Raw genomic sequence first — 20,641 nt, 5'->3', positions numbered from 1 at the left:
ATGCGCGTACTCCTGACCGGACACCAGGGCTACCTGGGCACCGTGATGGCCCCGGTCCTCGCCGAGGCCGGGCACGAGGTCGTCGGCCTCGACGCGGGCCTGTTCGCCGACTGCGTGCTGGGGCCGCAGCCTGCGGACCCCCCGGGTACACGGGTGGACCTGCGCGACCTCACGCCCGCACACGTGGCCGGGGTCGACGCGGTGATCCACCTGGCGGCCCTGTCCAACGACCCGCTGGGCTCGCTCGCGCCGCAGCTCACCTACGACATCAACCACCACGCGTCCGTGACGCTGGCCCGGCTGGCCCGCGACGCCGGGGTGCGGCGCTTCCTGTACGCGTCGACGTGCTCGGTGTACGGGGCCGCCGGCGGCGACGAGCTGGTGGCCGAGGACGCCCCGCTGCGCCCGGTGACGCCGTACGCGGAGTCCAAGGTGCGGGTGGAGGACGACCTGCACGCGCTGGCCGACGGCGACTTCAGCCCGGTGTACATGCGCAACGCCACCGCCTTCGGCTACTCCCCCCGGCTGCGCGCCGACATCGTGCTGAACAACCTGGTGGGCCACGCGCTGCTGTCCGGCGAGGTGCTGGTGCTCTCCGACGGCACCCCCTGGCGCCCGCTGGTGCACGCCGCCGACATCGCGCGGGCCTTCACGGCCGCGCTGGACGCGCCGCGCGAGGCGGTGCACGACCGGGCGTTCAACATCGGCACCGAGACCAACAACGTGACGGTCGCCGAGATCGCCGAGCAGGTCGCCGAGGCGGTGTCCGGCGCGAAGGTGGTGATCACCGGCGAGAACGGTGCCGATCCGCGGTCGTACCGGGTGGACTTCTCCCGGTTCCGGGCGGCGATCCCCGGCTTCGACTGCGAGTGGTCGGTGAAGCGGGGCGTGCTCGAACTCGCGGACGCCTACCGGAAGTTCGGGCTGACCCAGGAGGCCTTCGAGCGCCGCTTCACCCGTCTGGCCGTGCTGCGGGCGGCGTCCGAGGCCGGCACCGTCGACGACACCCTGCGGTGGCGCGGATGACCGTCGGCGAGGAGATGCACGCGCTGGTGCGGCGGTTGTACCCGCTGTGCCGGAGCATCACCGGCGACGGGGTGCGCGCCACCCTGGACATCGTCGGCGAGTACATCCCGCTCCAGGTGCACGAGGTGCCGACCGGGACCCAGGTGCTCGACTGGACGGTGCCGCAGGAGTGGAACATCCGGGACGCCTACGTCGCCGACGCCTCCGGCAGGCGGGTCGTCGACTTCAACGCCTCCAGTCTGCACGTGCTGGGCTACAGCGTGCCGGTGTCGGCGACCCTGCCGCTGGCCGAGCTGCGCGAGCACCTGTACACGCTGCCGGAGCAGCCGAGCCTGGTGCCGTACCGCACCAGCTACTACGAGCCGCAGTGGGGCTTCTGTCTCTCCCAGGACACCCTGGACGCGATGCCGGACGGTGAGTACGAGGTGTGCGTGGACTCCACGCTCGCCGACGGCCACCTCACCTACGCCGAGCACGTGGTCCCCGGGCAGATCGCCGACGAGGTGATCGTCTCCTGCCACGTCTGCCATCCGTCGCTGGCCAACGACAATCTGGCGGGTGTCGCGGTGGCGACGTTCCTGTCCCGGGCGCTGGCGGAGCGGACGCCGTACTACACCTACCGGTTCATCTTCGCGCCCGGCACCATCGGGGCGATCACCTGGCTGGCCCGCAACGCGGAACGGATCGAGCGGGTCAAGCACGGTCTGGTGCTGGCCTGCGCGGGCGACCGGGGCCGGCTGACGTACAAGCGGAGCCGGCGCGGCGACGCCGAGATCGACCGGGTGATGCGGCATGTGCTGACCGCCTCCGAACGCCCGCACCACATCGCCGAGTTCACTCCGTACGGCTACGACGAGCGGCAGTACTGCTCGCCGGGGTTCGATCTCGGCGTGGGCTCGCTCAGCCGGACCCCGTACGCCGGTTACCCGGAGTATCACACCTCGGCGGACAACCCGGACTTCGTGACCCCGGAGGCGATGACGGACACGCTCAGCCTGTGCCGCGAGGCGTTCGCCGTGCTGGACGGCAACCGGCGGTACGTCAACCTCAGCCCGTACGGCGAACCGCAGCTGGGCCGGCGCGGCCTGTACGACTCGCTCGGCGGGCGCAGCGACGCCAAACAGGCCCAGATGGCGATGCTCTGGGTGCTCAGCCTCTCCGACGGCGAGCACGCGCTGCTGGACGTGGCCGAGCGGGCCGGGCTGCCCTTCGACACCGTCGCCGCCGCGGCCGGTGCCCTGCACGGCGCCGGGCTGATCAAGGCATGACGCCGATGACCACCGAGAAGGAGAAGGCGACGGCACGGGCCGGCCCCGCCCGGCGGGCCCTGCTCGGCCGGCTGTCCTGGGGGCTGGCCGACCAGGCGGCCTCCAGCTTGACCAACTTCGCGGTGGGGATCTACGTCGCGCGCTCGCTCGGGCTCACCGCGTTCGGCGTGTTCAGCCTGGCCTGGGTGACGTACGGCGTGGTGCTCAGCGTCTCCCGGGGGCTGGCCACCGACCCGCTCGTGGTGCGCTTCAGCGGTGTGCCGGAGGCCTCCTGGCGCGGGGCGGTGGCCCGTTCGTCGGGTACCGCCCTCGGCGTCGGCGGCGTCATCGGCGCGGCCTGCGCGGTGGCCGGACCGGCCGTCGGCGGTGAGGTGGGGTCCGCGTTCGCCTGCCTGGGCGTCATGCTGCCGGGGCTGCTGCTGCAGGACGCCTGGCGGTACTCCTTCTTCGCCGCCGGCACCGGTCGGAAGGCGTTCGTCAACGACGTGGTGTGGGGCGTCGCGCTCGTCCCGGCCATGGTGGTGGCGGCCCGCGTGGGCACGGTGGCCGCGTTCGTACTCGCCTGGGGCGCGTCCGCCGCGGTCGCCGCGGTGTACGGCTGCTTCCAGTCCGGCATCCGGCCCCAGCCGACCGGAGCGCGCGCCTGGCTGCGCGAGCACCGCGACCTCGGCTACCGGTACCTGGTCGAGAACACCTGCCTCAGCGGCGCGGCCCAGCTGCGGGCGTACGGGCTCGGCGCGATCGTCGGGGTCGGCGCGGTGGGTGTGGTCCGGGGCGCCGAGCTGCTGCTCGGCCCGTTCCTCGCCGTGCTGATGGGGCTGTCGCTGGTCACCGTCGCGGAGGCGGCACGGGTGCTGCGGCGGGCCCCGCACCGGCTCGGCAGGTTCTGCCTCCTCCTCGGCGGCGCCCAGGCCGTCGCCGCGCTGCTCTGGGGCGCCGCCCTGCTGCTGGTGCCGGACCACTACGGCGCACTCGTGCTCGGCGACGTCTGGCAGGCCGCCTCGGAGCTGATCGTGCCGGCCACGCTCGGTGTCGCGGGCGCCGGTCTCGGCACCGGCGCGGCGGCCGGGCTGCGCGCGCTCGGCGCGGCCCGCCGCAGTCTGCGCTGCCAGCTGTTCGCCTCCGCCTGCTACGTCGGCGGCGGCCTCGGCGGGGCGGCCGCGGCCGGCACGGTCGGCTCGGCCTGGGGCGTCGCCGCCGCGACCCTCGCGAGCTCCGCCGTGTGGTGGCTGCAGCTGCGCTCCGCCCTGCGCGAGCACCACCAGGACTCCATCCGCGAAGTGAGGACGCCATGACCGCCCAACCCAGGCTGAGCATCGGCCTGCCCGTCTACAACGGCGAGGAGTACCTCGCCGAGTCGTTCGACGCCCTGCTCGGCCAGACCTACGAGGACTTCGAGCTGGTCGTCTCCGACAACGCCTCGACCGACGGGACCGAGGACATCTGCCGCCGGTACGCGGCGAAGGACTCCCGCATCCGCTACCTCCGGCTGCCCCGCAACATCGGCGCCGCGCCCAACCACAACCACGTGTTCACCGAGTGCCGCGGCGAGCTGTTCAAGTGGGCCTCGCACGACGACCTGTACGCCCGGGACCTGCTGCTGCGCTGCGTCGAGGCGCTCGACGAGCGGCCGGACGTGGTCCTCGCGCACAGCGACCAGGCGGTCATCGACGAGGACGGCAAGGTGAAGGTCCCCTACGCGTACGGGCTCGCCACCGACTCGCCGCACGCCCCGGAGCGCTTCCGCAGCCTGCTGTTCGAGCCCGGCGGCGACGACTTCTACGGGGTGATGCGGACCGACATGCTGCGCCGGGTGAAGCCGCACGACAGCTACCACCACGCGGACCGCACGTTCGTCGCCGAGATCACCCTGCACGGGCCCTTCCACCAGGTGCCCGAGCTGCTGTACTTCCGCCGCGACCACCCCACCCGCGCCGAGCGGGCGAACCCCTCCAAGCGCTCCCGGTGCGTCAACCTGGACCCGCGCCGGGCGGGCCCGCTGCACCCGACGCCGCGGCTGCTCGCCGAGTACGTCTGGGGCTTCGTCTCGGCCGTCCGGCGGGCGCCGCTGTCCCCGGCCGACCGGCGCGCGTGCCACCGCCATCTGGCCGCCTGGATGACCAGCCGGGTGCGGCCGGGCGCGGGCGAGCGGGTCGAGGACCGCGCCCCGGTCGACCCGGACCTGCTGACCGTCTGCGTCGACGACCTCGTCGCCGGCCGTGAAGGCAGGCAGGCATGACGTCCGCGCCCGGGAGACCGGTACGCGTCGGGGTGTTCGGCCTGCTCGGCTCCGGCAATCTCGGCAACGACGGGTCCCTGGAGGCCGTGCTCGGTTACCTCCGCGCCGCGCATCCGGACGCGGTCGTGGACGCGCTGTGCGGCGGGCCCGAGGTCGTCACGGCCCGGTACGGCATCCCCGCGACGCGGCTGCACTGGTATCGCGGGGAGTACCGGACCGCCTCCCGGGCGGGCGCGATCGCGGGGAAGGGGCTGGGCAAAGTCGTCGACGCCTTCCGCACCGCCGCCTGGGTACGCCGGCACGACGTGGTGATCGTGCCGGGCATGGGCGTCCTGGAGGCCACGCTGCCGCTGCGGCCGTGGGGGTTCCCGTACGCGCTGTTCCTGCTCTGCGCGAGCGGCCGGCTGTCCGCCACCCGGGTCGCGCTGGTCGGCGTCGGGGCCGGCCCGATCGGCAACCGGGCGACCCGGACCCTGGTGCGCTGGTCGGCGCGGCTGGCCGCCCACCGGTCGTACCGGGACGAGCTGTCCCGCGACGCGCTGCGGGCGATGGGCGTGGACACCTCGCGCGACGACGTCCACCCCGACCTCGCCTTCGCCCTGCCGGCGCCGCCGGTGAGCGCGGCCGGCGACCCGCCGGGCCTCGTGTGCGTCGGCGTCATGGACTTCCACGGTGGCGACGACGACCGCGACCGCGCCGAGGAGATCCACCGGCGCTACCTGGACGGGACGACCCGCTTCGTCCGCGCGCTGGCCGAGGAGGGCAGGCCCGTCCGGCTGCTCACCGGCGACGCGTGCGACGCGCCGGTGGTCGCCGCGGTCCTCGACGCGGTGGACTCGCCGCTGGTCACCGCCGCCGAGGCGACCTCGCTGGCCGACCTGCTCAAGGAGACGGCGGCCGCCGACACCGTGGTGGCGACCCGGTACCACAACCTGGTCTGCGCGCTGCGGGCCGGCACCCCGACGCTCGCCCTCGGCTACGCGGCCAAGAGCGACGCGCTCATGGCGCGGATGGGGCTGGACACGTACTGCCATCCGGCTCGCGAGGTCGACGCCGACCGGCTGCTCGAACAGTTCCGGGAGCTGGAGAAGAACGCGGCGGTCGTACGGCAGACCCTCGCCGAGCGGAACCTGACCGTCGCCCGGCAGCTCGACCGGCAGTTCACGGCCCTGACAGCGGCCCTGTTCCCGGCGACCGGCCGCACCCGCACCCCCTCCCCCGCGCCCACGCACCCCCGGCAGGAGACGCCATGAAAGCGACGAAAGTCCCGGAGATCTCCGGCGCGTACCTCTTCGAGCCGACCCCGTACGCCGACGAGCGCGGCTTCTTCTGCCGCACCTTCGACGCCGACGTGGTCCGCTCGGTGGGGCTCGACCCGGACGCCTTCGTCCAGGACAGCCTGTCCCGCTCGGTGGGAGGTGTGCTGCGCGGCCTGCACCTGCGCTCCGGTGCCGGCGAGGCCAAGCTGGTGCGGTGCTCGTACGGGAAGATCTTCGACGTCGTCGTGGACCTGCGGCCCCACTCGCCGACCTACCTGGGCCGTGCCTTCTTCGAGCTGTCCGGCGAGACCCAGACGACCCTCTACATCCCGGCGGGCTGCGCGCACGGCTTCCAGGCGCTGACCGCGACCGCCGACACCTCGTACCGGATCGACCGCCCGCACGACCCGGCCGAGGACGTGACGATCGCCTTCGACGACCCGGAGCTGGCCATTCCCTGGCCGCTGCCGGTCACGTCGATGTCCGGGCGGGACCGGAAGGCGCCGAGCCTCGCCGAAGTCCTGAAGCACAGGGAGAGTTGAGACCGCCATGGACACCGAAGAGTTCGAACTGCCCAGGTCGCGGGCGGCCAACGAGCGGCTGCACGCCCTCGTGCCCGGCGGCGCGCACACCTACGCCAAGGGCGACGACCAGTACCCGGAGCACCTGGCCCCGGTCATCAGCCACGGCAGCGGCGCCCATGTGTGGGACGTCGACGGCAACCGCTACATCGAGTACGGCTCCGGCCTGCGGTCGGTCAGCCTCGGGCACGCCCACCCGCGCGTGAGCGAGGCGGTGCGGCGGGAACTCGACCGCGGCAGCAACTTCGTACGGCCGTCCATCGTGGAGGTCGAGGCCGCGGAACGCTTCCTGGCGACGGTGCCGACCGCCGAGATGGTGAAGTTCGCGAAGAACGGCTCCGACGCCACCACCGCCGCGGTGCGCCTCGCGCGTGCCGCCACCGGGCGCCCGCGGGTGGCCCTCTGCGCCGACCATCCGTTCTTCTCCACGGACGACTGGTTCATCGGCACCACGGCGATGTCCGCCGGCATCCCGTCGGCCACCAACGACCTCACCCTGACGTTCCCCTACGGGGACCTGGCCGCCACCGAGGAACTGCTCACCCGGTACCCGGACGACGTCGCCTGCCTGATCCTCGAACCCGCCACCCACAGCGAACCGCCGCCCGGTTACCTGGCCGGCCTGCGCGAGCTGGCCGACCGGCACGGCTGCGTCCTGGTCTTCGACGAGATGATCACCGGCTTCCGCTGGTCCGAGGCGGGCGCCCAGGGCCTGTACGGCGTCGTCCCCGACCTCTCCACGTTCGGCAAGGCGCTGGGCAACGGCTTCGCCGTCTCCGCCCTGGCCGGACGCCGCGACCTGATGGAGCTGGGCGGGCTGCGGCACTCCGGCGACCGGGTGTTCCTGCTGTCCACCACGCACGGTGCGGAGACGCACTCCCTGGCGGCCGCGATGGCCGTGCAGAGCACCTACGTCGAGGAGGGCGTCACCGCGCGGCTGCACGCCCTCGGCGAGCGGCTGGCCACCGGCGTCCGTGAAGTCGCCGCCGCCATGGGCGTCGGCGACCACGTCGTCGTCAAGGGCCGGCCCAGCAACCTGGTCTTCGCCACCCTCGACGAGCACGGGCGGCCGTCGCAGGAGTACCGCACCCTGTTCCTGCGCCGGCTCCTCGCGGGCGGGGTGCTGGCCCCGTCGTTCGTGGTGAGCGCCGCGCTCGACGACGCCGACATCGACCGGACCGTCGACGTGGTCGCCCAGGCGTGCGCGGTGTACCGGAAGGCGCTGGACGCAGGCGACCCCACACCCTGGCTGGCCGGACGGCCGGTGAAACCGGTGTTCCGCCGCCTGGCGTGAGGGAACGTCAGCGAGACCCCGGCCGGCCGGCCGCCCGGTCGACCAGCCACGCGGTGGCCGGTGTCACCGCCAGCGCGGTGCACCAGCCGCCGAGGACGTCGGTCGGGTAGTGCGCGCCCAGGGCGACCTGCGCCCAGCCCATGGCGGCCCCGGCGGCCGACGCGGCGGCGAGCACGAGTGACAGGCCGGCCGCCCTGCCGAGGCGGAGTTGCCCGGCCGCGAGCAGGGCCACCGCGAGGGCGAGCGCGGTGAGGAAAGCGGTGTGCCCGCTCGGGTAGGACAGGTTGTCGTCGCCATGAATCGTCCGTCCGACCAGGGGCTTGAGCAGCGTGGTCGCCCCCACCGTGCCGCCGACCGAGGCGAGGACGAACACCACGGCCCGGGGCCGCCGCAGCAGCAGGAGACAGCCCGCCACGACGGCCACGACCAGCGCCGCCGCCCCCACGGGCTCCCCCAGGAAGTCCGTGGCCAGGGCGACCCGCCGCCACGAGGGCCCCACCCCGTCGACCACCGCCGAGACCCGCTCGTCCACCGCACCGGGCTCACGGTCCCCGGCGAACAGAACCCCGCCCACGACGACACCCAGCGCGGCGAGAACCGCCACCGCCCCGAGCCACGCACGCAACACCGGCGGCAGCACGGGCGGCGCGGACGGCACGGGCGGCGCGGACAGCCGCCCGCCACGCCCGCCGGGCCCGACCCCGACATGCTCCTCGACTTCCGCCACCAACGACCCCCCGTCGTGTCCCTGGCCGTCACCCTAACCCCCCGCTTTTCATGGACGGCCTGTCGCCAGCACCGGGATACCGGCGTAGGAGAAGTCTCCCTGGTGCCGGACCTGGGGCCCTCGGCGCAGCCGGTCATCCAGTCGGTCTCCACTGACGCTGGAGCGGCGGCCCCGAGACTCGCTGTGACATCTCGGGAAGGGGTACTTCATGCCGGACTCAGGCGTCGTCAGGACGCGTCATGCGATCCATGTGGCGGCCGAGCCCAAGGCCGTGTACGAGCTGATCGTGGCTGCGGAGGACTGGCCGCACATCTTTCCTCCGACCGTGCATGTGGAGAAGTTCGACCGGGACGGCCGGTCGGAACGGCTGCGGATCCGGGCGTTCGCGAACGGGGAGGTGCGGTCGTGGACCTCCCGCCGGGAACTGGATCCGAGCGCACTGCGGGTGACGTTCCGCCAGGAGGTGTCGTCCGCGCCGGTCGCGTCGATGGGCGGCGAATGGATCATCGAGGCCGCGCCGGGCGGCAGTGGCGTCGTCCTGCTGCACGACTTCACCGTCGTCGACGACGACCCGGCGGACCGTGCGTGGGTGGAGCGCGCCGTCGACACCAACAGCGAGTCCGAGCTGGCCGCGCTGAAGACGGCCGCGGAGTCCCTGGCAGCGGAGCCGGGGGCTCTGCTGTCGTTCTCCGATCACGTCGACATCTCGGGCGCGCCGCAGGAGGTGTACGACTTCCTGTGGCGGGCCGACCTGTGGGAGGAGCGGCTTCCGCATGTGAGCAGGCTGGTGCTGACCGAGCCCGGCGACGGCCTGCAGACGGTGGAGATGGATACCCGCGCCGCCGACGGTTCGGTGCACACGACCAAGTCGGTACGCGTCGGCTTCGCGCCGGACCGGCTCGTGTACAAGCAGATCCAGGTGCCCCCGCTGATGGCCGCGCACACAGGCCGCTGGACCGTCGAGACCACCGAGGACGGGGTGCGCGCCACCTCGCACCACACCGTCGTCCTGCGTCCGGAGCGGGTGCGCGAACTGCTGGGACCCGAAGCCACTCTCGGCACGGCCCGCGACCTCGTGCGCAGGGCCCTCGGCAGGAACAGCACGGCCACCCTCACCCTGGCCAAGGAGGCCGCGGAACGCACCGCGTCCCGCTGACGCCGGATGAACGGAACTGGGCGGGGCCCCGGAGAACCGGGACCCCGCCTCCGTGTTCCGGTTCAGCTTCCCGACAGGGCCGAGTTGACCAGTTCGACGAAGGCCCGGGGGGTCTCGGCGCCGTCGAGGTCCTCGTCGGGCAGGGTCACGCCGTAGGCACGGGTGATACGGCCGGCCACCTCCAGCAGGGCGAGGGAGTCGTAGCCGAGATCCGTGAAGGACACGTCGGCGATGTCGCCGCTCAGGTCGACGCCCTCGTCCTGGCCGGCCGACTCGCGCAGGATGCGGGTGAAGTCGTCGATGCTCAGTGCCGTGACCCCGTTGGCGCTCATGGTGGGTTCCTTCCGTCGGATTCGTGCTCGGGTGGGTTCACCGGGGGTGCCGGTGGTCTGTGCGGGCCCGGGTTGCGGTGCCGCGGTGGTTCAGTTCGTGCGCGTGACCACCGCGGCCGCGTTGAAGCCGCCCTCGCCGCGGGCCAGGACCAGCGCCGCGTCGCCGGTGAGCGTGTGTGCCTCCCCCATCACCAGGTCCACGGGGCAGTGCGCGGCGACCGAGGTGACGTGCGCGGTCGGGGGAACGCTGCCGTCGCGCAGGGCCAACAGCGCGGAGACCAGGTCGAGGGCCGCACCGCCCGCGTACAGGCGGCCGGTCTGCGTCTTCGGTACCGCGACCCGTACCCCGCGGGGGCCGAACACCGCGGCCAGCGCTGCCGCTTCGGCCCGGTCCGCCTCGGGTACGCCGGCCGCGTCCGCGAAGACGACGGCGATTTCGTCGGGCGTACGGTCCGCGTCCGCGAGGGCGGCACGGATCGCGCGCTCCAGACCGTCGGCCCCGGGGTCGCGCGGATCGGGGTCGAAGGTGGCCGCGTATCCGGCGAGTTCGCCGTGGACACGGGCGCCGCGTTCCTGGGCGGACACCGGGTCCTCCAGCACCAGGTACGCGCCGCCCTCGCCCGGGACATGACCCGACGCCGCCTCGTCGAAGGGCAGGTAAGCGCGGTCGGGGCGGTTCTCGGAGCTGAGCCGGCCGGAAGCGAGCTGTCCCGCGAGGCCGAGCGGGCACAGGGCACCGTCGACGCCTCCCGCGAGCATCACCTTCGTGCCCTTGCGGATCTGCCGCCGCGCGTGGCCGATCGCGTCGAGCCCGCCCGCCTGGTCGGTGACGACGGCGCTGCTCGGGCCCTTCAGCCCGTGCCGGATCGCGATCTGGCCGGTGTTGACGGCGTAGAACCAGGCGAAGGACTGGTACGCGCTGACGAACCGGCCGCCCTTGCTCCACAGGTTCTGCAGCTCGCGCTGGCCGAACTCGAAGCCACCCATCGACGAGGCCGAGGAGACGCCCGCCTCGTAGGGGGACAGGGCGGCGAGATCGATACCGCTGTCCTTCAGTGCCTCGTCCGCCGCGTACAGGGCGAGGCGGGTCATGTGGTCGGTCTGTGGCAGCAGGCGGCTCGGGATGTGCGCGGCGGCCTCGAAGCCGGGCACCTCGCCGGCGAGCCGCGTTCGGTAGCCGGAGGCGTCGAAACGGGTGATCTCCGCGATGCCGTTCGTGCCCTCGACGACGGCCGACCAGTGTGCGTCGGTGCCGAGGCCGGTGGGGGCGGCGACACCGAGACCGGTGATCACGGGTCGGGTGGCGGTGGCCGTCACGCGGCACTCCTTTCGGGACGGGCGAGGACGACGGCGCTCTGGAAACCGCCGAAACCGCTGCCGACGCTGAGCACGGAGTCGACCCGGGCCTCCCGCGCGGTGTTCGGCACGTAGTCGAGGTCGCACAGCGGGTCGGGCTCGTGCAGGTTCGCGGTCGGCGGGATCAGGCCGTTCTCCATGGCGAGCACGCAGGCGACGAGTTCGAGCGCGCCGATCGCGCCGAGCGAGTGCCCGATCATCGACTTGATGGAGCTGACGGGCACCCGGTGGGCGTGCTCGCCGAGCGAGGTCTTGAACGCGGCGGTCTCGTGCCGGTCGTTCTGCTTGGTGCTGGAGCCGTGCGCGTTGACGTAGTCGATCTTCCCCGGCGCGAGCCGCGCCTCCGCGAGCGCCACCCGAATCGCCTCGGCCATCTCCGCGCCGTCCGAGCGCAGTCCGGTCATGTGGTACGCGTTGCCGCGCGTGCCGAATCCGGCGACCTCGGCGTAGATCCGTGCGCCTCGCTTCCGCGCGTGCTGGAGTTCCTCCAGGATCAGCACCGCGGCGCCTTCGCCGAGGACGAGCCCGTTGCGGGAGTTGTCGAAGGGGCGGGAGGCGTGCTCGGGGTCGTCGTTGCGGGGCGTGGTCGCCTTGATGGCATCGAAGCAGGCGAGGGTGATCGGTGAGATCGGCGCGTCGGTGCCGCCCGCGACGATGACGTCGGCGCTGCCCTCGCGGATCAGATCGGCCCCGTGACCGACGGCGTCGAGGCCCGAGGTGCAGCCGTCGGAGACCAACGACACCGGGCCCTTGGCGCCGACCTCGCGGGCCAGTTCGGCGGCCAGCGAGCTGGGCACGAAGTGGTCGTAGAGCCGGGGCACCGCGTACGCGGAGTCGACGAGCCAGTGGGCGCCGCCGTCGCTCAGGACGACGTACTCGTCCTCCATCGACGTGGTGCAGCCCACCGCGCAGCCGAGCGACACACCCGTGCGCGCCGCCTGCGGGGTCGTGAGGTCGAGGCCGGAGTCGGACAGCGCCTCGCGGGCGGCGATCAGCGCGAACTGGCCCGCGCGGTCGAGCCTGCGCTCCTCCTGCGGGGACAGCCCGGCCGCGGCGGGCTGGAGGTCGACCTCGGCCGCGACCTGGGAGCGGTAGGGGGTGGCATCGAAGAGGGAGATGGTGCGGGTGGCCGTCCGCCCGGTCGACAGCAGATCCCAGTACCTCTTGATCCCTGTTCCCCCGGGCGCCACCGCACCGATTCCGGTTATGACGACGCGTCGTTCCATGGGCATCCTCACTCGCTGTCGGCGGGAACCGGCGCTCCGGTCCCGGGTCGCAAACGTGTCAATCCGGCCTGGAGACCCGCTCGAACCGGCCTGGACGCCTGCGCCGGCACGTCGGCGGCCGGTCCCACGGGTGCGTTCGAGAGTTCGGCGAGGGTCCTGTCGAAGGCCTCACGCTCGGCTTCGGGTGCGCCGGGGCGCGCGAGCAGCAGACCGACCGCCCGGGAGCCTCCTCTCGCGACCCGCGGATGGCGGCGCGCGAGCACGGTGAGCCCCTGTCCCGGACCCGCCTCCGCGAGCACCACGTCCCGCTCGGCGAGCAGGAGGTCGAGCGCCGGCCCGAACAGCACGGGACGCGCGGGCTGGAGCGCCCAGAACCGCGGGTCCCGGGCCCGTTCGCAGGTGAGGGGCCCGGGCTCGTACGCCGAGTGCAGTACCAACCGGGGTCGACGCACGGGCACCGAGGCGAGCAGCGGCAGCGCGCGCAGGGCCGCTTCGGTGAGCACCGGGCTGTGGAACGGGTTGAGGGCGCGAGCCCTGCGGCAGGTGAAGCCGTCGGCGCGCAGTTTCTCCTCCGCGGTGCGCAGGCCGTCCTCGGGGCCGGCGAGCAGCACCTGGCGGGGCGCGTTGACCGCGCCGACGACGACCTCGTCGGTGGTGTACGGGGCGACCTCGTCGGGGCCCGCCTGCACGGCGAGCATGCCGCCCGGCGGGGTGCCGTCGAGCTGGGTGATGCGGTCCGCCATCAGGGCCACGGCGTCGGCCAGGTCGAAGAGGCCGGCGAGGGTGGCCGCGGCGACCTCTCCGACGCTGTGTCCGAGCAGGGCCGCGGGCCGCACCCCGGCGTCGAGGACCGTCCGGCCGACGGCCCAGTCGAGCGCGAACAGCAGCGGCTGGGCGGTGCGCGGACCGTCGGTCTCCGGGCCGGAGCGCGCGGCGAGCCAGTCGGCGCGCAGGTCGAACCCGTGCGCGCGCCACAGTTCGAGGACCTCGTCCATGCGGGTCCGGAAGCCCGGATGGGCGTGGTACAGGCCGACGCCCATACCGGGTTGTTGCGCGCCCTGCCCGGGGAACAGCAGTGCGGCCGGCCGCGGTGCGGTCACGTGGGGTCTCCTCTCTTCGCTGTCCCGCCATGCTGGAGGCGCCGGCTGGAGCCTCGGTCGACGCCGGGCACAACGTCCGCGGCCGGGGCGGCGCGGAACCGCAACGGACCCCGTGCCGCCCCGGAGCGGCCCCGGCGGAGCCGCTCCAGCCGTTCTGGACCGCTCGTCCACCGGCCGGCCGGAGTGTGGTCCCCAGCCGGAGGCACGCGACCCGTCGCCCCGGTGCGCCGCGGGCGGAACGAAGGCCGCCGGGCCGGGTACCACCCGGACCGGCGGCCGTCGGTGTCCTGCGTGTTTCCCCTGACGGCCGGTGAAAGGGCATCGGGACATGAGGTTCGAGGACCTGTACATCGCCGGGGCCGCCGTGCACCTGGAGGGCAGGACCACCGTGGCGGAGGCGCTGCGGGACGGGCGGTGCGACGAGCGCACCGCGACGCGCAGCGGGATCGACTCCGTGGCGGTGTCGACGGGCTCGTCCGCGCCCGAACTCGCGGTGGGCGCGGCGCGGCAGGTGCTGGAGCGTACCGGTACACATCCCACCGACATCGATCTGGTGCTGCACGCGACCGTGCAGCACCAGGGGCACGATCTGTGGGCCCCCGCCTCGTACATCCAGCGATACGCGCTCGGCAACCGGTGCCCCGCGATCGAGATCAAGCAGCTCTCCAACGGGGGCATGGCCGCGCTGGAACTCGCGTCCGGCTACCTCACCGGCGCGCCCGGCCCCACGGCCGGGCTGCTGACCACGGGCGACGTATTCACAGACCCCGGCTTCGACCGCTGGCGCAGCGACCCCGGCACCGTGTACGGGGACGCTGGTACCGCGCTCGTCCTCGCCCGGGGGCGCGGGGGTTTCGCGCGGCTGCGCAGTCTCGTGACCGTGTCGGACGCCGATCTCGAACAGATGCACAGGGGGCGGGACCCGTTCTCGCCGGTGCCGTTCGCCGTCCGGCAGCCCATCGATCTGGGGCTGCTGCAGCGGGCGTTCATCGAGGACACGGGGCGGTCGTACAGCGTCGCCCGGATCACGGCCGGGCAGGACGAGACGCTGAAGCGGGCGCTCGCCGAGGCGGACTGCACGCTCGCCGACCTCTCCTGGTTCGTGCTCCCGAACTTCGGACGCGGCCGGCTGAACTCCACGTTCCTGCGTCGCTGGAGCATCGAGGAGGAGCGGACCACCTGGCGGTGGGGCCGCTCGGTCGGCCACCTCGGAGCCGGCGACCAGTTCGCGGGTCTCGCGTTCCTCGCCGGGTCGGGCCGGGCGCGCGCCGGTGAACTGGGCCTGCTGTTCGGGGTGGGCGCCGGGTTCACCTGGAGCTGCGCGATTGTGGAGTTCACGGGTACGGGCGCGGGAGAGACGGGATCCGGATGACCGCGCCGCGCCGGTGGCACATGCTCGCCGAGCGGGTCGGGGCGGGCCGCCGGTCCGCGGCGGCCCGCCCCTTGTCCTCTTCTGCCCTCGTGTCCCTGTCGCCGGGTCAGGGCTGTGCCGGCGGGTTGACGACCGACTTCTCGACGGCCGCCGGCTCCAGCTGCCACTTCTTGAGGATCTTCGCGTACGTGCCGTCCTCGATGAGCTGGTTCACCGCCTTCTTCAAGGGCTCGGCGAGCGGGGAGCCCTTCTTGACGGCGAGACCGATGTTCTTGCGTTCGATCTCGTTGAGGTAGCGCAGGTCCGGCTGCTGGGTGGCCGCGTAGCGCAGCACGCTGGCCGTCGTCATCAGGACGTCCACCCGGCCCTGGCGCAGCGCGAGGAAGTGCGCGGCCGCGTCCGGGTAGGTGTTGATCTCGATCGGCTCCTTGTCGTCGGCCGCGCATTTTTTGCTCGCCGCCTCCAGGTCCGCCTCGAACGTCGTCCCCGTGCCGGTGCCGACGCGCAGTCCGCAGAGCCGACCGAGGTCGTCGACCTTCTTCAGCTCGCTGCCGTCCCGCACGGCGAAGCCGGTGCCGTCGGTGACGTAGAGAACGAAGTCGAGCACCTGCTTGCGTTCCTCGGTCACGGCGAGGTTCGCGGTGCCGAGTTCGTAGCGGCCGGCGTTCAGGCCGGTGATGAGGGAGGCGCCGCTGACGTGCTTGCGCTCCACCTTCAGTCCGAGGACGCGGGCCACGGCCTCGGAGACGTCGATGTCGATGCCGCGTGGCGGGCCGCCGTCCTCGGGGCTGAACGCGACGGGGGGCACGCCGATGCCGGATCCGATGCGCAGCACCCCCGACTCGCGCAGCTTCGCGGGCAGCGCGGCGGAGATGGCGGATTCCTCGTGGACCGCGGAGACGACGTCCTCGCGCCCCAGGTCGGCGGCCCGGGTGTCCTCGGGGATCTCCTCCGTACCGGAGCCACAGGCCGCGAGGAGCAAGGTGAAGAGGGTTGCCGTGGCGAGAGCCTGAGTGGTGCGCGGGCGATGTCCGCGCACGCCCGTGGGGCGCGCGGTCGGGGTTCGGGACATGGGGTCTCCTCGACGGTACTGGGCTCTGTTGCGGGGCGGGGGCACGGTGAGAGGCGGGAACCGGGCACGGCCTCCCGTCGATCGCGGGCGTCGGCGCGACTCTCCGCGTCAGCCGCGGGCCAGGAAGCGGACCGTGCGGTCGTTGTGCGGGGCGTCGAAGACCTCGTCCGGCGGGCCCGTCTCGACCACCCTGCCGTTGTCCATGAAGACGACCTGGTCGGCGATCTCCCGGGCGAACCGCATCTCATGCGTGACGACGACCATCGTCATCCCGCCGTCGGCGAGTTCCCGGATCACGGTCAGCACCTCCTGGGTGAGTTCGGGGTCGAGCGCGCTGGTCGGCTCGTCGAAGAGCATCGCCCTCGGTTCCATGGCGAGGGCTCGGGCGATCGCGGCCCGCTGCTGCTCGCCCCCGGAGAGCTGATGCGGACGGGAGGTCTCCTTACCCGCGAGGCCGACCCTGGCGAGCAGGTCGCGGGCCCGTTCCTCGGCCGCGGCGCGCCGCAGCCCGAGCAGGGCGCGCGGTGCCTCGGTGACATTGCCGAGGACCGTCATGTGCGGGAAGAGCCGGAAGTTCTGGAAGACCATGCCGGTACGGGTCCGTTGCCGGGCGACCGCGCGGCGGGGGCGCTCGTAGAGGCGGTCGCCTCGCCACTCGTGGCCGACGAGTTCGCCGTCGACGACGATGCGTCCCGCGTCGATGCGCTCCAGCCGGTTGACGCACCGCAGCAGGGTGCTCTTGCCCGATCCCGAAGGGCCGATGACACAGGTGACGGTGGACTCCGGGACGGTGAGCGAGACGTCGTCCAGTACGGTCGGCCCGCCGAACGACTTGTGGACACCGACTGCCTCGATCACTTTCGGTCCCCCGTGGCGTAGCGTCGTTCGACGAAGTGCTGGACGACGCTGAGCAGCGTGGTCAGCAGCAGGTACCAGAGCGTGGCCACCAGGAGCAGCGGGATGACCAGGTAGTTGCGGTTGTAGATCAGCTGGGTCGCGTAGAGCAGGTCCTGCACGGCGATGACGCTGACGATGGACGTGCCCTTCAGCAGGCCGATGATCTGACTGCCGGCGGGCGGCAGGATCGCGGGCATGGCCTGCGGCAGCACGATGCGGCGGAAGGTCCGCCAGCCGCCGAGGCCGAGGGCCTCCGCGGCCTCGGTCTGGTCGCGTCCGACGGACAGGATGCCGGCCCGGACGATCTCGGCGAGCTGTCCGGCCTCGTGCAGGACCAGCCCGATGACGGCGGCGGTGAGGCCGCTGATCATCCGCTCGGTGGAGAACTCGGTGAACGCGGGCCCGAACGGGATGCCGAGGGACAGCTCGGGGTAGAGCAGCGAGATGTTGTACCAGAACAGCAGTTGCACGAGCATCGGAACGGAACGGAACAGCCAGGTGTAGCCGAAGCTCAGCGTCACGAGGATCGGATTGCGGGACAGCCGCATCACGGCGAGCGCGGTGCCGAGCACGAAGCCGCCGGTGAAGGCGATCGCCGTCAGCCACAGCGTGGTGCCGAGTCCGGCGAGCACCGAGTCCGCGGAAAGGTACTTGGCGACGACGTCCCAGCGGAACGCGTCATTGGTGATCAGGGCGTTGAGGGCCATCGCCAACAGGACCAGGCCCGCCGCTGCGGCCACCCAGCGCAGCGGGCGGGGGCGAGGCCGTGCGAACGCCGCGTCCGCCCCGTCCACCGTCCTCCGGCCCGGCCCGCCGGTTCCGTCCGAACGGAGCCGGCGGGCCCGGGACGTACGGTCCTGGCCGCCGGTGCCGTCGCCCGGGCCCGTGCGGCCTCGCTCGGTGCGCAAGGAAACCATCGGCGGTCCGTCCTCAGTCGTTCGCCGCGTAGTGCGGCAGGATGTGCTCGGCGAACAGGCGCATGGTGCGGGCCGACTCCTCGAAGGGCATGGCACCGGAGATGACCTGGAGGCTGATGGTGAAGTCCCCGAACCAGCCGCGGATGTCGTCGATCGCGGCCCGTACTTCGTCGCGAGTGCCGACCAGTGCCTTGCGTTCGGCGACCGCGCGGTCGAAGTCGCCGCGGCCCGCCTTCTCGACGATCTTCTCGTATCCGGGGTAGTCGGTACTGCGGGTCTCGCGCCACGCGGACACTGCGGACGCGAGTGCCCGGTTGGCCCGCTCGGAGGCCTGTCCGCCCTTCTCGCGGGCCTCCTGGCCGTCCTCGGCGAGGTAGCAGTTGTAGCTCATGTGGATGTCCTCCTCGGTGGGCTTGAAGCCCGCGGCGGAGGCGGCGTCGCGGTACAGGGCAAGCGTCTTCTGCACCTGTTCGCGGGGGTTGATGGAAGGGACGAGCATCACGCCGTGTCCGGCGCGGGCCGCCGCCTCCGCGGACGCGGGCGTCTTCGCGGTGGCGACGAGGATCCGCGGATGCGGGCGCTGCCAGGGGCGCGGAAGCATGGTGACCGGGCCGAAGCGGTGGAAGGTGCCCTCCCAGACGACGTCCTCCTCCGCCCAGAGCCGGCGGACCGCCTCGACGCCCTCGTCGAAGCGGGCCCGGCTCTCGTCCATCGAGATCTCGAACGCGGTGAACTCGTCGGGCAGGAAAGCCCGTCCGAAGCCGACGTCCAGGCGGCCCTGGGAGATGTTGTCGAGCATGGCGAGCTTGCCGGCCAGCTTCAGCGGGTGCGTGAAGACGGGCAGTACGGCGCCGGTGACGAGGCGGACCCGGCGGGTGCGGGCCGCCGCGGCGGCGAGGAAGGTCACCGGGTCCGGGCTGTAGCCGCCGTACTCGTGGAAGTAGTGCTCGACGGTCTTGACATGGTGGAAGCCCAGTTCGTCGGCGAGTTCGGCCAGCCGAAGCGACTCCTCGAAGTGCTGTCCGGCGGACTTCTCCGCAGGTCCCACGGTGGGGAAGAGGTTGATGCCGAACTTCATGGGGTCCCCTCGGTGTGATGGCTGGACGGACGGTGCGTGCGACGCGGCCGCGAGGCGGCGGCTGCCGGCTAGTCGGCCGTCGCGGTCCCGGACAGGGCCGGTACGGGCAGATGGATGTAGTCGCGTTCGTGGTAGAGCATCGGCGCACGGCCGTGCACGACAGCGCCCTCGATCCGGCCCAGGAACACACTGTGGTCGCCGGCCGGTACCTCCTGGTGCACGAGGCACTCGGCGGCGGCGCTGAGGTGGTGCGCGGGCAGGAGTGGGGCCTGCGCGGCCCGCCCCGAGGGCCGCCAGTCGAGGCCGGTGAACTTCTGGGTGCTCTTGCCGGCGAAGCGCTCCGAGAGCCGTTCGTTGTGCACGGCGAGGAAGTTGACCGCGAAGCCGCCCGAGTGCCGGATGGCGGCGAGGGTCCGCGACCCGGTGCCCACACACACGAGCAGCAACGGCGGGTCCATCGACACGGAGGTGACGGCGCTGGTCGTCAGACCGCTCGGCCGGCCGTCGGGGCCCGCGGCGGTGACGACACAGACCGCGGCCGGGTGCGCGCTGAACATCGAGCGGAACAGTTCGTCATCGATCGCCATGGGTCTGTAGCTCCTCCCTTGCCCGCTCAGGCTTTCGAAGGGCGCTGGAGGGCGGGTCCATACCCTCTGGAGGGGAGTTCCGGCTGTTCTCGTCCAGCACCTTCGCCAGCAGCGCCGTCGCGTTGCGGTGCAGGGGGAAGTCGGTGCCGGGGGGCAGGATGCCGCTTTCGTCGAGCAGCCGGGCCACACGCGCGGTGACGACGCAGAACCGGTACGCCGCGAACAGCTCGTAGTACGGAAGGTCGCGCGCGGTGCGCCCGACGCGCTCCTCCCAGCGGGCCACGGTCTCGGCCCGGCCGGGCAGCCCGGCGAGCCGGGGCACGCCGATGCCCTCGCTGAGGTGCCGGTCCATGTGCAGGTACCAGGCAAGGTCGGTCTCGGCGGGCCCCAGCGCGGCCATCTCCCAGTCGAGCAGCGCGGCGGGCCGCGTCCCGGCGTAGACGATGTTGCCGATCCGGGCGTCTCCCCAGAGCAGCGACGCCGGTCCCTGGTCGTCGGGTACGTGGGCGCGCAGCCGGTGGAGAGCGTCGGCCGCGGTCGTGTTGTCGTCGGCGACCCCGTAGAAGTCCAGGTGATGCGTGAAGTGCCGCAGCAGTTGCGCCGGGCCGGTGGGGCCGAACTCGGGCCGGTCGAGAAAGTCGGCCCCGGCCTCCTTCGGGTCGAGGCGGTGGACGGCGGCGAGCGCGTCCACTCCCCCGTTCCACACGGCGGCCCGGTCGGCGGGCGACAGCCGGGTCAGCCAGCCCTGCCGGTGATAGGAGGGCAGATCGGCGGGCACCTGCCCGTCGACGCGTTCCATGACGAGGAACGGCGCGCCCAGGTACTCGGCGGACGGCTCGTCCCACAGCACCGGCGGTACGGGCAGGCCGGTGTCGCCGAGCAGCTTCAGCAGCCGTACCTGGCCACCCCAGAAGTCCTCGGGAAAGACCCGGTGCCCGGTCGGGGCGACCCGGACCGCGAGCGGCCGCCGCCGGGAGATGCCGCCCTCGGTCCACTCGGCGTCGAACAGCAGGATCTCACCGGAGAATCCGGCATCCTTCGGCACGGTGACGGGTCCGAGCTCGACCGCACCGATCTCGGCGGAACGGGTGCCGAACCAGTGGGTGAGGACGGCGCGGGTCAGGTCGGGGTCGCGTTGCAGAGGTACGGGCACG

General features: G+C 72.9%; 20 protein-coding genes. 9 read left to right on the top strand and 11 right to left on the bottom strand.

The genetic code is table 11. The features are described 5' to 3' along the window. The 7 genes from ACWCRJ_RS10490 to ACWCRJ_RS10460 are packed head-to-tail and all read left to right on the top strand — an operon-like array spanning window position 1 to window position 7,667. Window positions 1-1,026, top strand: coding sequence for an NAD-dependent epimerase/dehydratase family protein (locus ACWCRJ_RS10490; RefSeq protein ID WP_450938888.1), 1,026 nt, complete (start codon window positions 1-3; stop codon window positions 1,024-1,026). Further along, entirely contained in the window at window positions 1,023-2,294 is a 1,272-nt protein-coding gene (locus ACWCRJ_RS10485; protein WP_450938887.1) for a DUF4910 domain-containing protein, read from the top strand. The genes ACWCRJ_RS10490 and ACWCRJ_RS10485 overlap by 4 nt, the downstream gene beginning before the upstream one ends. Beyond that, window positions 2,291-3,589 carry a hypothetical protein gene (locus tag ACWCRJ_RS10480; protein WP_450938886.1) on the top strand — a complete coding sequence of 433 codons (1,299 nt, stop codon included), beginning with the start codon at window positions 2,291-2,293 and terminating at the stop codon, window positions 3,587-3,589. Before ACWCRJ_RS10485 ends, ACWCRJ_RS10480 begins: the two co-directional genes overlap by 4 nt. Continuing rightward, entirely contained in the window at window positions 3,586-4,533 is a 948-nt protein-coding gene (locus tag ACWCRJ_RS10475; protein ID WP_450938885.1) for a glycosyltransferase family 2 protein, read from the top strand. Before ACWCRJ_RS10480 ends, ACWCRJ_RS10475 begins: the two co-directional genes overlap by 4 nt. Beyond that, complete coding sequence (locus ACWCRJ_RS10470; protein ID WP_450938884.1) at window positions 4,530-5,786, top strand: polysaccharide pyruvyl transferase family protein; 1,257 nt, start codon at window positions 4,530-4,532, stop codon at window positions 5,784-5,786. The genes ACWCRJ_RS10475 and ACWCRJ_RS10470 overlap by 4 nt, the downstream gene beginning before the upstream one ends. After that, window positions 5,783-6,334 (top strand): dTDP-4-dehydrorhamnose 3,5-epimerase family protein, encoded by a 552-nt coding sequence (locus ACWCRJ_RS10465; RefSeq protein WP_450938883.1) that lies wholly within the window; start codon window positions 5,783-5,785, stop codon window positions 6,332-6,334. Before ACWCRJ_RS10470 ends, ACWCRJ_RS10465 begins: the two co-directional genes overlap by 4 nt. 7 nt (window positions 6,335-6,341) lie before the next feature. Further along, the gene (locus ACWCRJ_RS10460; protein ID WP_450938882.1) at window positions 6,342-7,667 is read left to right on the top strand and encodes a glutamate-1-semialdehyde 2,1-aminomutase; all 1,326 of its coding nucleotides are present in this window, start codon (window positions 6,342-6,344) and stop codon (window positions 7,665-7,667) included. Between the two features lie 7 nt (window positions 7,668-7,674). Here ACWCRJ_RS10460 and ACWCRJ_RS10455 read toward each other — a convergent pair whose 3' ends face one another. After that, a complete protein-coding gene (locus tag ACWCRJ_RS10455) occupies window positions 7,675-8,340 on the bottom strand; it encodes a phosphatase PAP2 family protein (protein WP_450938922.1) in 666 nt (221 codons plus the stop codon). Window positions 8,341-8,602: 262 nt separating this feature from the next. On the opposite strand from ACWCRJ_RS10455, the gene ACWCRJ_RS10450 reads away from it, so the two are divergent. Further along, window positions 8,603-9,550, top strand: a complete 948-nt coding sequence (locus ACWCRJ_RS10450; protein WP_450938881.1) for an aromatase/cyclase — start codon at window positions 8,603-8,605, stop codon at window positions 9,548-9,550. Between the two features lie 62 nt (window positions 9,551-9,612). On the opposite strand, the gene ACWCRJ_RS10445 is transcribed toward ACWCRJ_RS10450, so the two are convergent. The 4 genes from ACWCRJ_RS10445 to ACWCRJ_RS10430 all read right to left on the bottom strand — a co-directional run bounded on the left by ACWCRJ_RS10445 (window position 9,613) and on the right by ACWCRJ_RS10430 (window position 13,564). Continuing rightward, window positions 9,613-9,882 carry an acyl carrier protein gene (locus tag ACWCRJ_RS10445; RefSeq protein ID WP_450938880.1) on the bottom strand — a complete coding sequence of 90 codons (270 nt, stop codon included), beginning with the start codon at window positions 9,880-9,882 and terminating at the stop codon, window positions 9,613-9,615. Between the two features lie 90 nt (window positions 9,883-9,972). Then, window positions 9,973-11,199, bottom strand: a complete 1,227-nt coding sequence (locus ACWCRJ_RS10440; RefSeq protein ID WP_450938879.1) for a ketosynthase chain-length factor — start codon at window positions 11,197-11,199, stop codon at window positions 9,973-9,975. Next, window positions 11,196-12,464, bottom strand: a complete 1,269-nt coding sequence (locus ACWCRJ_RS10435) for a beta-ketoacyl-[acyl-carrier-protein] synthase family protein (protein ID WP_450938878.1) — start codon at window positions 12,462-12,464, stop codon at window positions 11,196-11,198. The genes ACWCRJ_RS10440 and ACWCRJ_RS10435 overlap by 4 nt, the downstream gene beginning before the upstream one ends. Window positions 12,465-12,472: 8 nt before the next feature. Continuing rightward, the gene (locus ACWCRJ_RS10430) at window positions 12,473-13,564 is read right to left on the bottom strand and encodes an acyltransferase domain-containing protein (protein WP_450938877.1); all 1,092 of its coding nucleotides are present in this window, start codon (window positions 13,562-13,564) and stop codon (window positions 12,473-12,475) included. Between the two features lie 328 nt (window positions 13,565-13,892). Between ACWCRJ_RS10430 and ACWCRJ_RS10425 the strand changes: the two genes are divergently transcribed. Further along, window positions 13,893-14,936 (top strand): ketoacyl-ACP synthase III family protein, encoded by a 1,044-nt coding sequence (locus ACWCRJ_RS10425; RefSeq protein ID WP_450938876.1) that lies wholly within the window; start codon window positions 13,893-13,895, stop codon window positions 14,934-14,936. 106 nt (window positions 14,937-15,042) lie between these two features. Here the strand turns inward: ACWCRJ_RS10425 and ACWCRJ_RS10420 are convergent, their stop codons facing one another. From ACWCRJ_RS10420 to ACWCRJ_RS10395, 6 genes are all read right to left on the bottom strand, one after another. After that, entirely contained in the window at window positions 15,043-16,008 is a 966-nt protein-coding gene (locus tag ACWCRJ_RS10420; protein WP_450938875.1) for an ABC transporter substrate-binding protein, read from the bottom strand. A gap of 108 nt (window positions 16,009-16,116) precedes the next feature. Next, on the bottom strand, window positions 16,117-16,866 hold the full coding sequence (locus ACWCRJ_RS10415; protein WP_450938874.1) for an amino acid ABC transporter ATP-binding protein: 750 nt from the start codon (window positions 16,864-16,866) through the stop codon (window positions 16,117-16,119). Further along, window positions 16,863-17,822 carry an amino acid ABC transporter permease gene (locus tag ACWCRJ_RS10410; RefSeq protein ID WP_450938873.1) on the bottom strand — a complete coding sequence of 320 codons (960 nt, stop codon included), beginning with the start codon at window positions 17,820-17,822 and terminating at the stop codon, window positions 16,863-16,865. Before ACWCRJ_RS10410 ends, ACWCRJ_RS10415 begins: the two co-directional genes overlap by 4 nt. A gap of 13 nt (window positions 17,823-17,835) precedes the next feature. Beyond that, window positions 17,836-18,900: an LLM class flavin-dependent oxidoreductase gene (locus ACWCRJ_RS10405; protein WP_450938872.1), complete on the bottom strand. Its 1,065-nt coding sequence runs from the start codon at window positions 18,898-18,900 to the stop codon at window positions 17,836-17,838. 68 nt (window positions 18,901-18,968) lie between these two features. Continuing rightward, a complete protein-coding gene (locus ACWCRJ_RS10400) occupies window positions 18,969-19,487 on the bottom strand; it encodes a flavin reductase family protein (protein ID WP_450938871.1) in 519 nt (172 codons plus the stop codon). After that, on the bottom strand, window positions 19,474-20,640 hold the full coding sequence (locus tag ACWCRJ_RS10395) for a phosphotransferase family protein (RefSeq protein ID WP_450938870.1): 1,167 nt from the start codon (window positions 20,638-20,640) through the stop codon (window positions 19,474-19,476). The genes ACWCRJ_RS10400 and ACWCRJ_RS10395 overlap by 14 nt, the downstream gene beginning before the upstream one ends. Window position 20,641: the final 1 nt, after the last annotated feature.

The sequence above is a fragment of the Streptomyces sp. NPDC002324 genome, assembly GCF_053593335.1.
Note: the sequence above shows the minus strand (reverse complement) of the source record. Positions and strands in the feature narration are given on the sequence as shown.

Coding starts and splice junctions, on each gene's coding strand:
- ACWCRJ_RS10490 (WP_450938888.1), top strand. CDS start 1: ATGCGCGTACTCCTGACCGGACACCAGGGCTACCTGGGCACCGTGATG.
- ACWCRJ_RS10485 (WP_450938887.1), top strand. CDS start 1,023: ATGACCGTCGGCGAGGAGATGCACGCGCTGGTGCGGCGGTTGTACCCG.
- ACWCRJ_RS10480 (WP_450938886.1), top strand. CDS start 2,291: ATGACGCCGATGACCACCGAGAAGGAGAAGGCGACGGCACGGGCCGGC.
- ACWCRJ_RS10475 (WP_450938885.1), top strand. CDS start 3,586: ATGACCGCCCAACCCAGGCTGAGCATCGGCCTGCCCGTCTACAACGGC.
- ACWCRJ_RS10470 (WP_450938884.1), top strand. CDS start 4,530: ATGACGTCCGCGCCCGGGAGACCGGTACGCGTCGGGGTGTTCGGCCTG.
- ACWCRJ_RS10465 (WP_450938883.1), top strand. CDS start 5,783: ATGAAAGCGACGAAAGTCCCGGAGATCTCCGGCGCGTACCTCTTCGAG.
- ACWCRJ_RS10460 (WP_450938882.1), top strand. CDS start 6,342: ATGGACACCGAAGAGTTCGAACTGCCCAGGTCGCGGGCGGCCAACGAG.
- ACWCRJ_RS10450 (WP_450938881.1), top strand. CDS start 8,603: ATGCCGGACTCAGGCGTCGTCAGGACGCGTCATGCGATCCATGTGGCG.
- ACWCRJ_RS10445 (WP_450938880.1), bottom strand. CDS start 9,882: ATGAGCGCCAACGGGGTCACGGCACTGAGCATCGACGACTTCACCCGC.
- ACWCRJ_RS10435 (WP_450938878.1), bottom strand. CDS start 12,464: ATGGAACGACGCGTCGTCATAACCGGAATCGGTGCGGTGGCGCCCGGG.
- ACWCRJ_RS10425 (WP_450938876.1), top strand. CDS start 13,893: ATGAGGTTCGAGGACCTGTACATCGCCGGGGCCGCCGTGCACCTGGAG.
- ACWCRJ_RS10420 (WP_450938875.1), bottom strand. CDS start 16,008: ATGTCCCGAACCCCGACCGCGCGCCCCACGGGCGTGCGCGGACATCGC.
- ACWCRJ_RS10410 (WP_450938873.1), bottom strand. CDS start 17,822: ATGGTTTCCTTGCGCACCGAGCGAGGCCGCACGGGCCCGGGCGACGGC.
- ACWCRJ_RS10405 (WP_450938872.1), bottom strand. CDS start 18,900: ATGAAGTTCGGCATCAACCTCTTCCCCACCGTGGGACCTGCGGAGAAG.
- ACWCRJ_RS10400 (WP_450938871.1), bottom strand. CDS start 19,487: ATGGCGATCGATGACGAACTGTTCCGCTCGATGTTCAGCGCGCACCCG.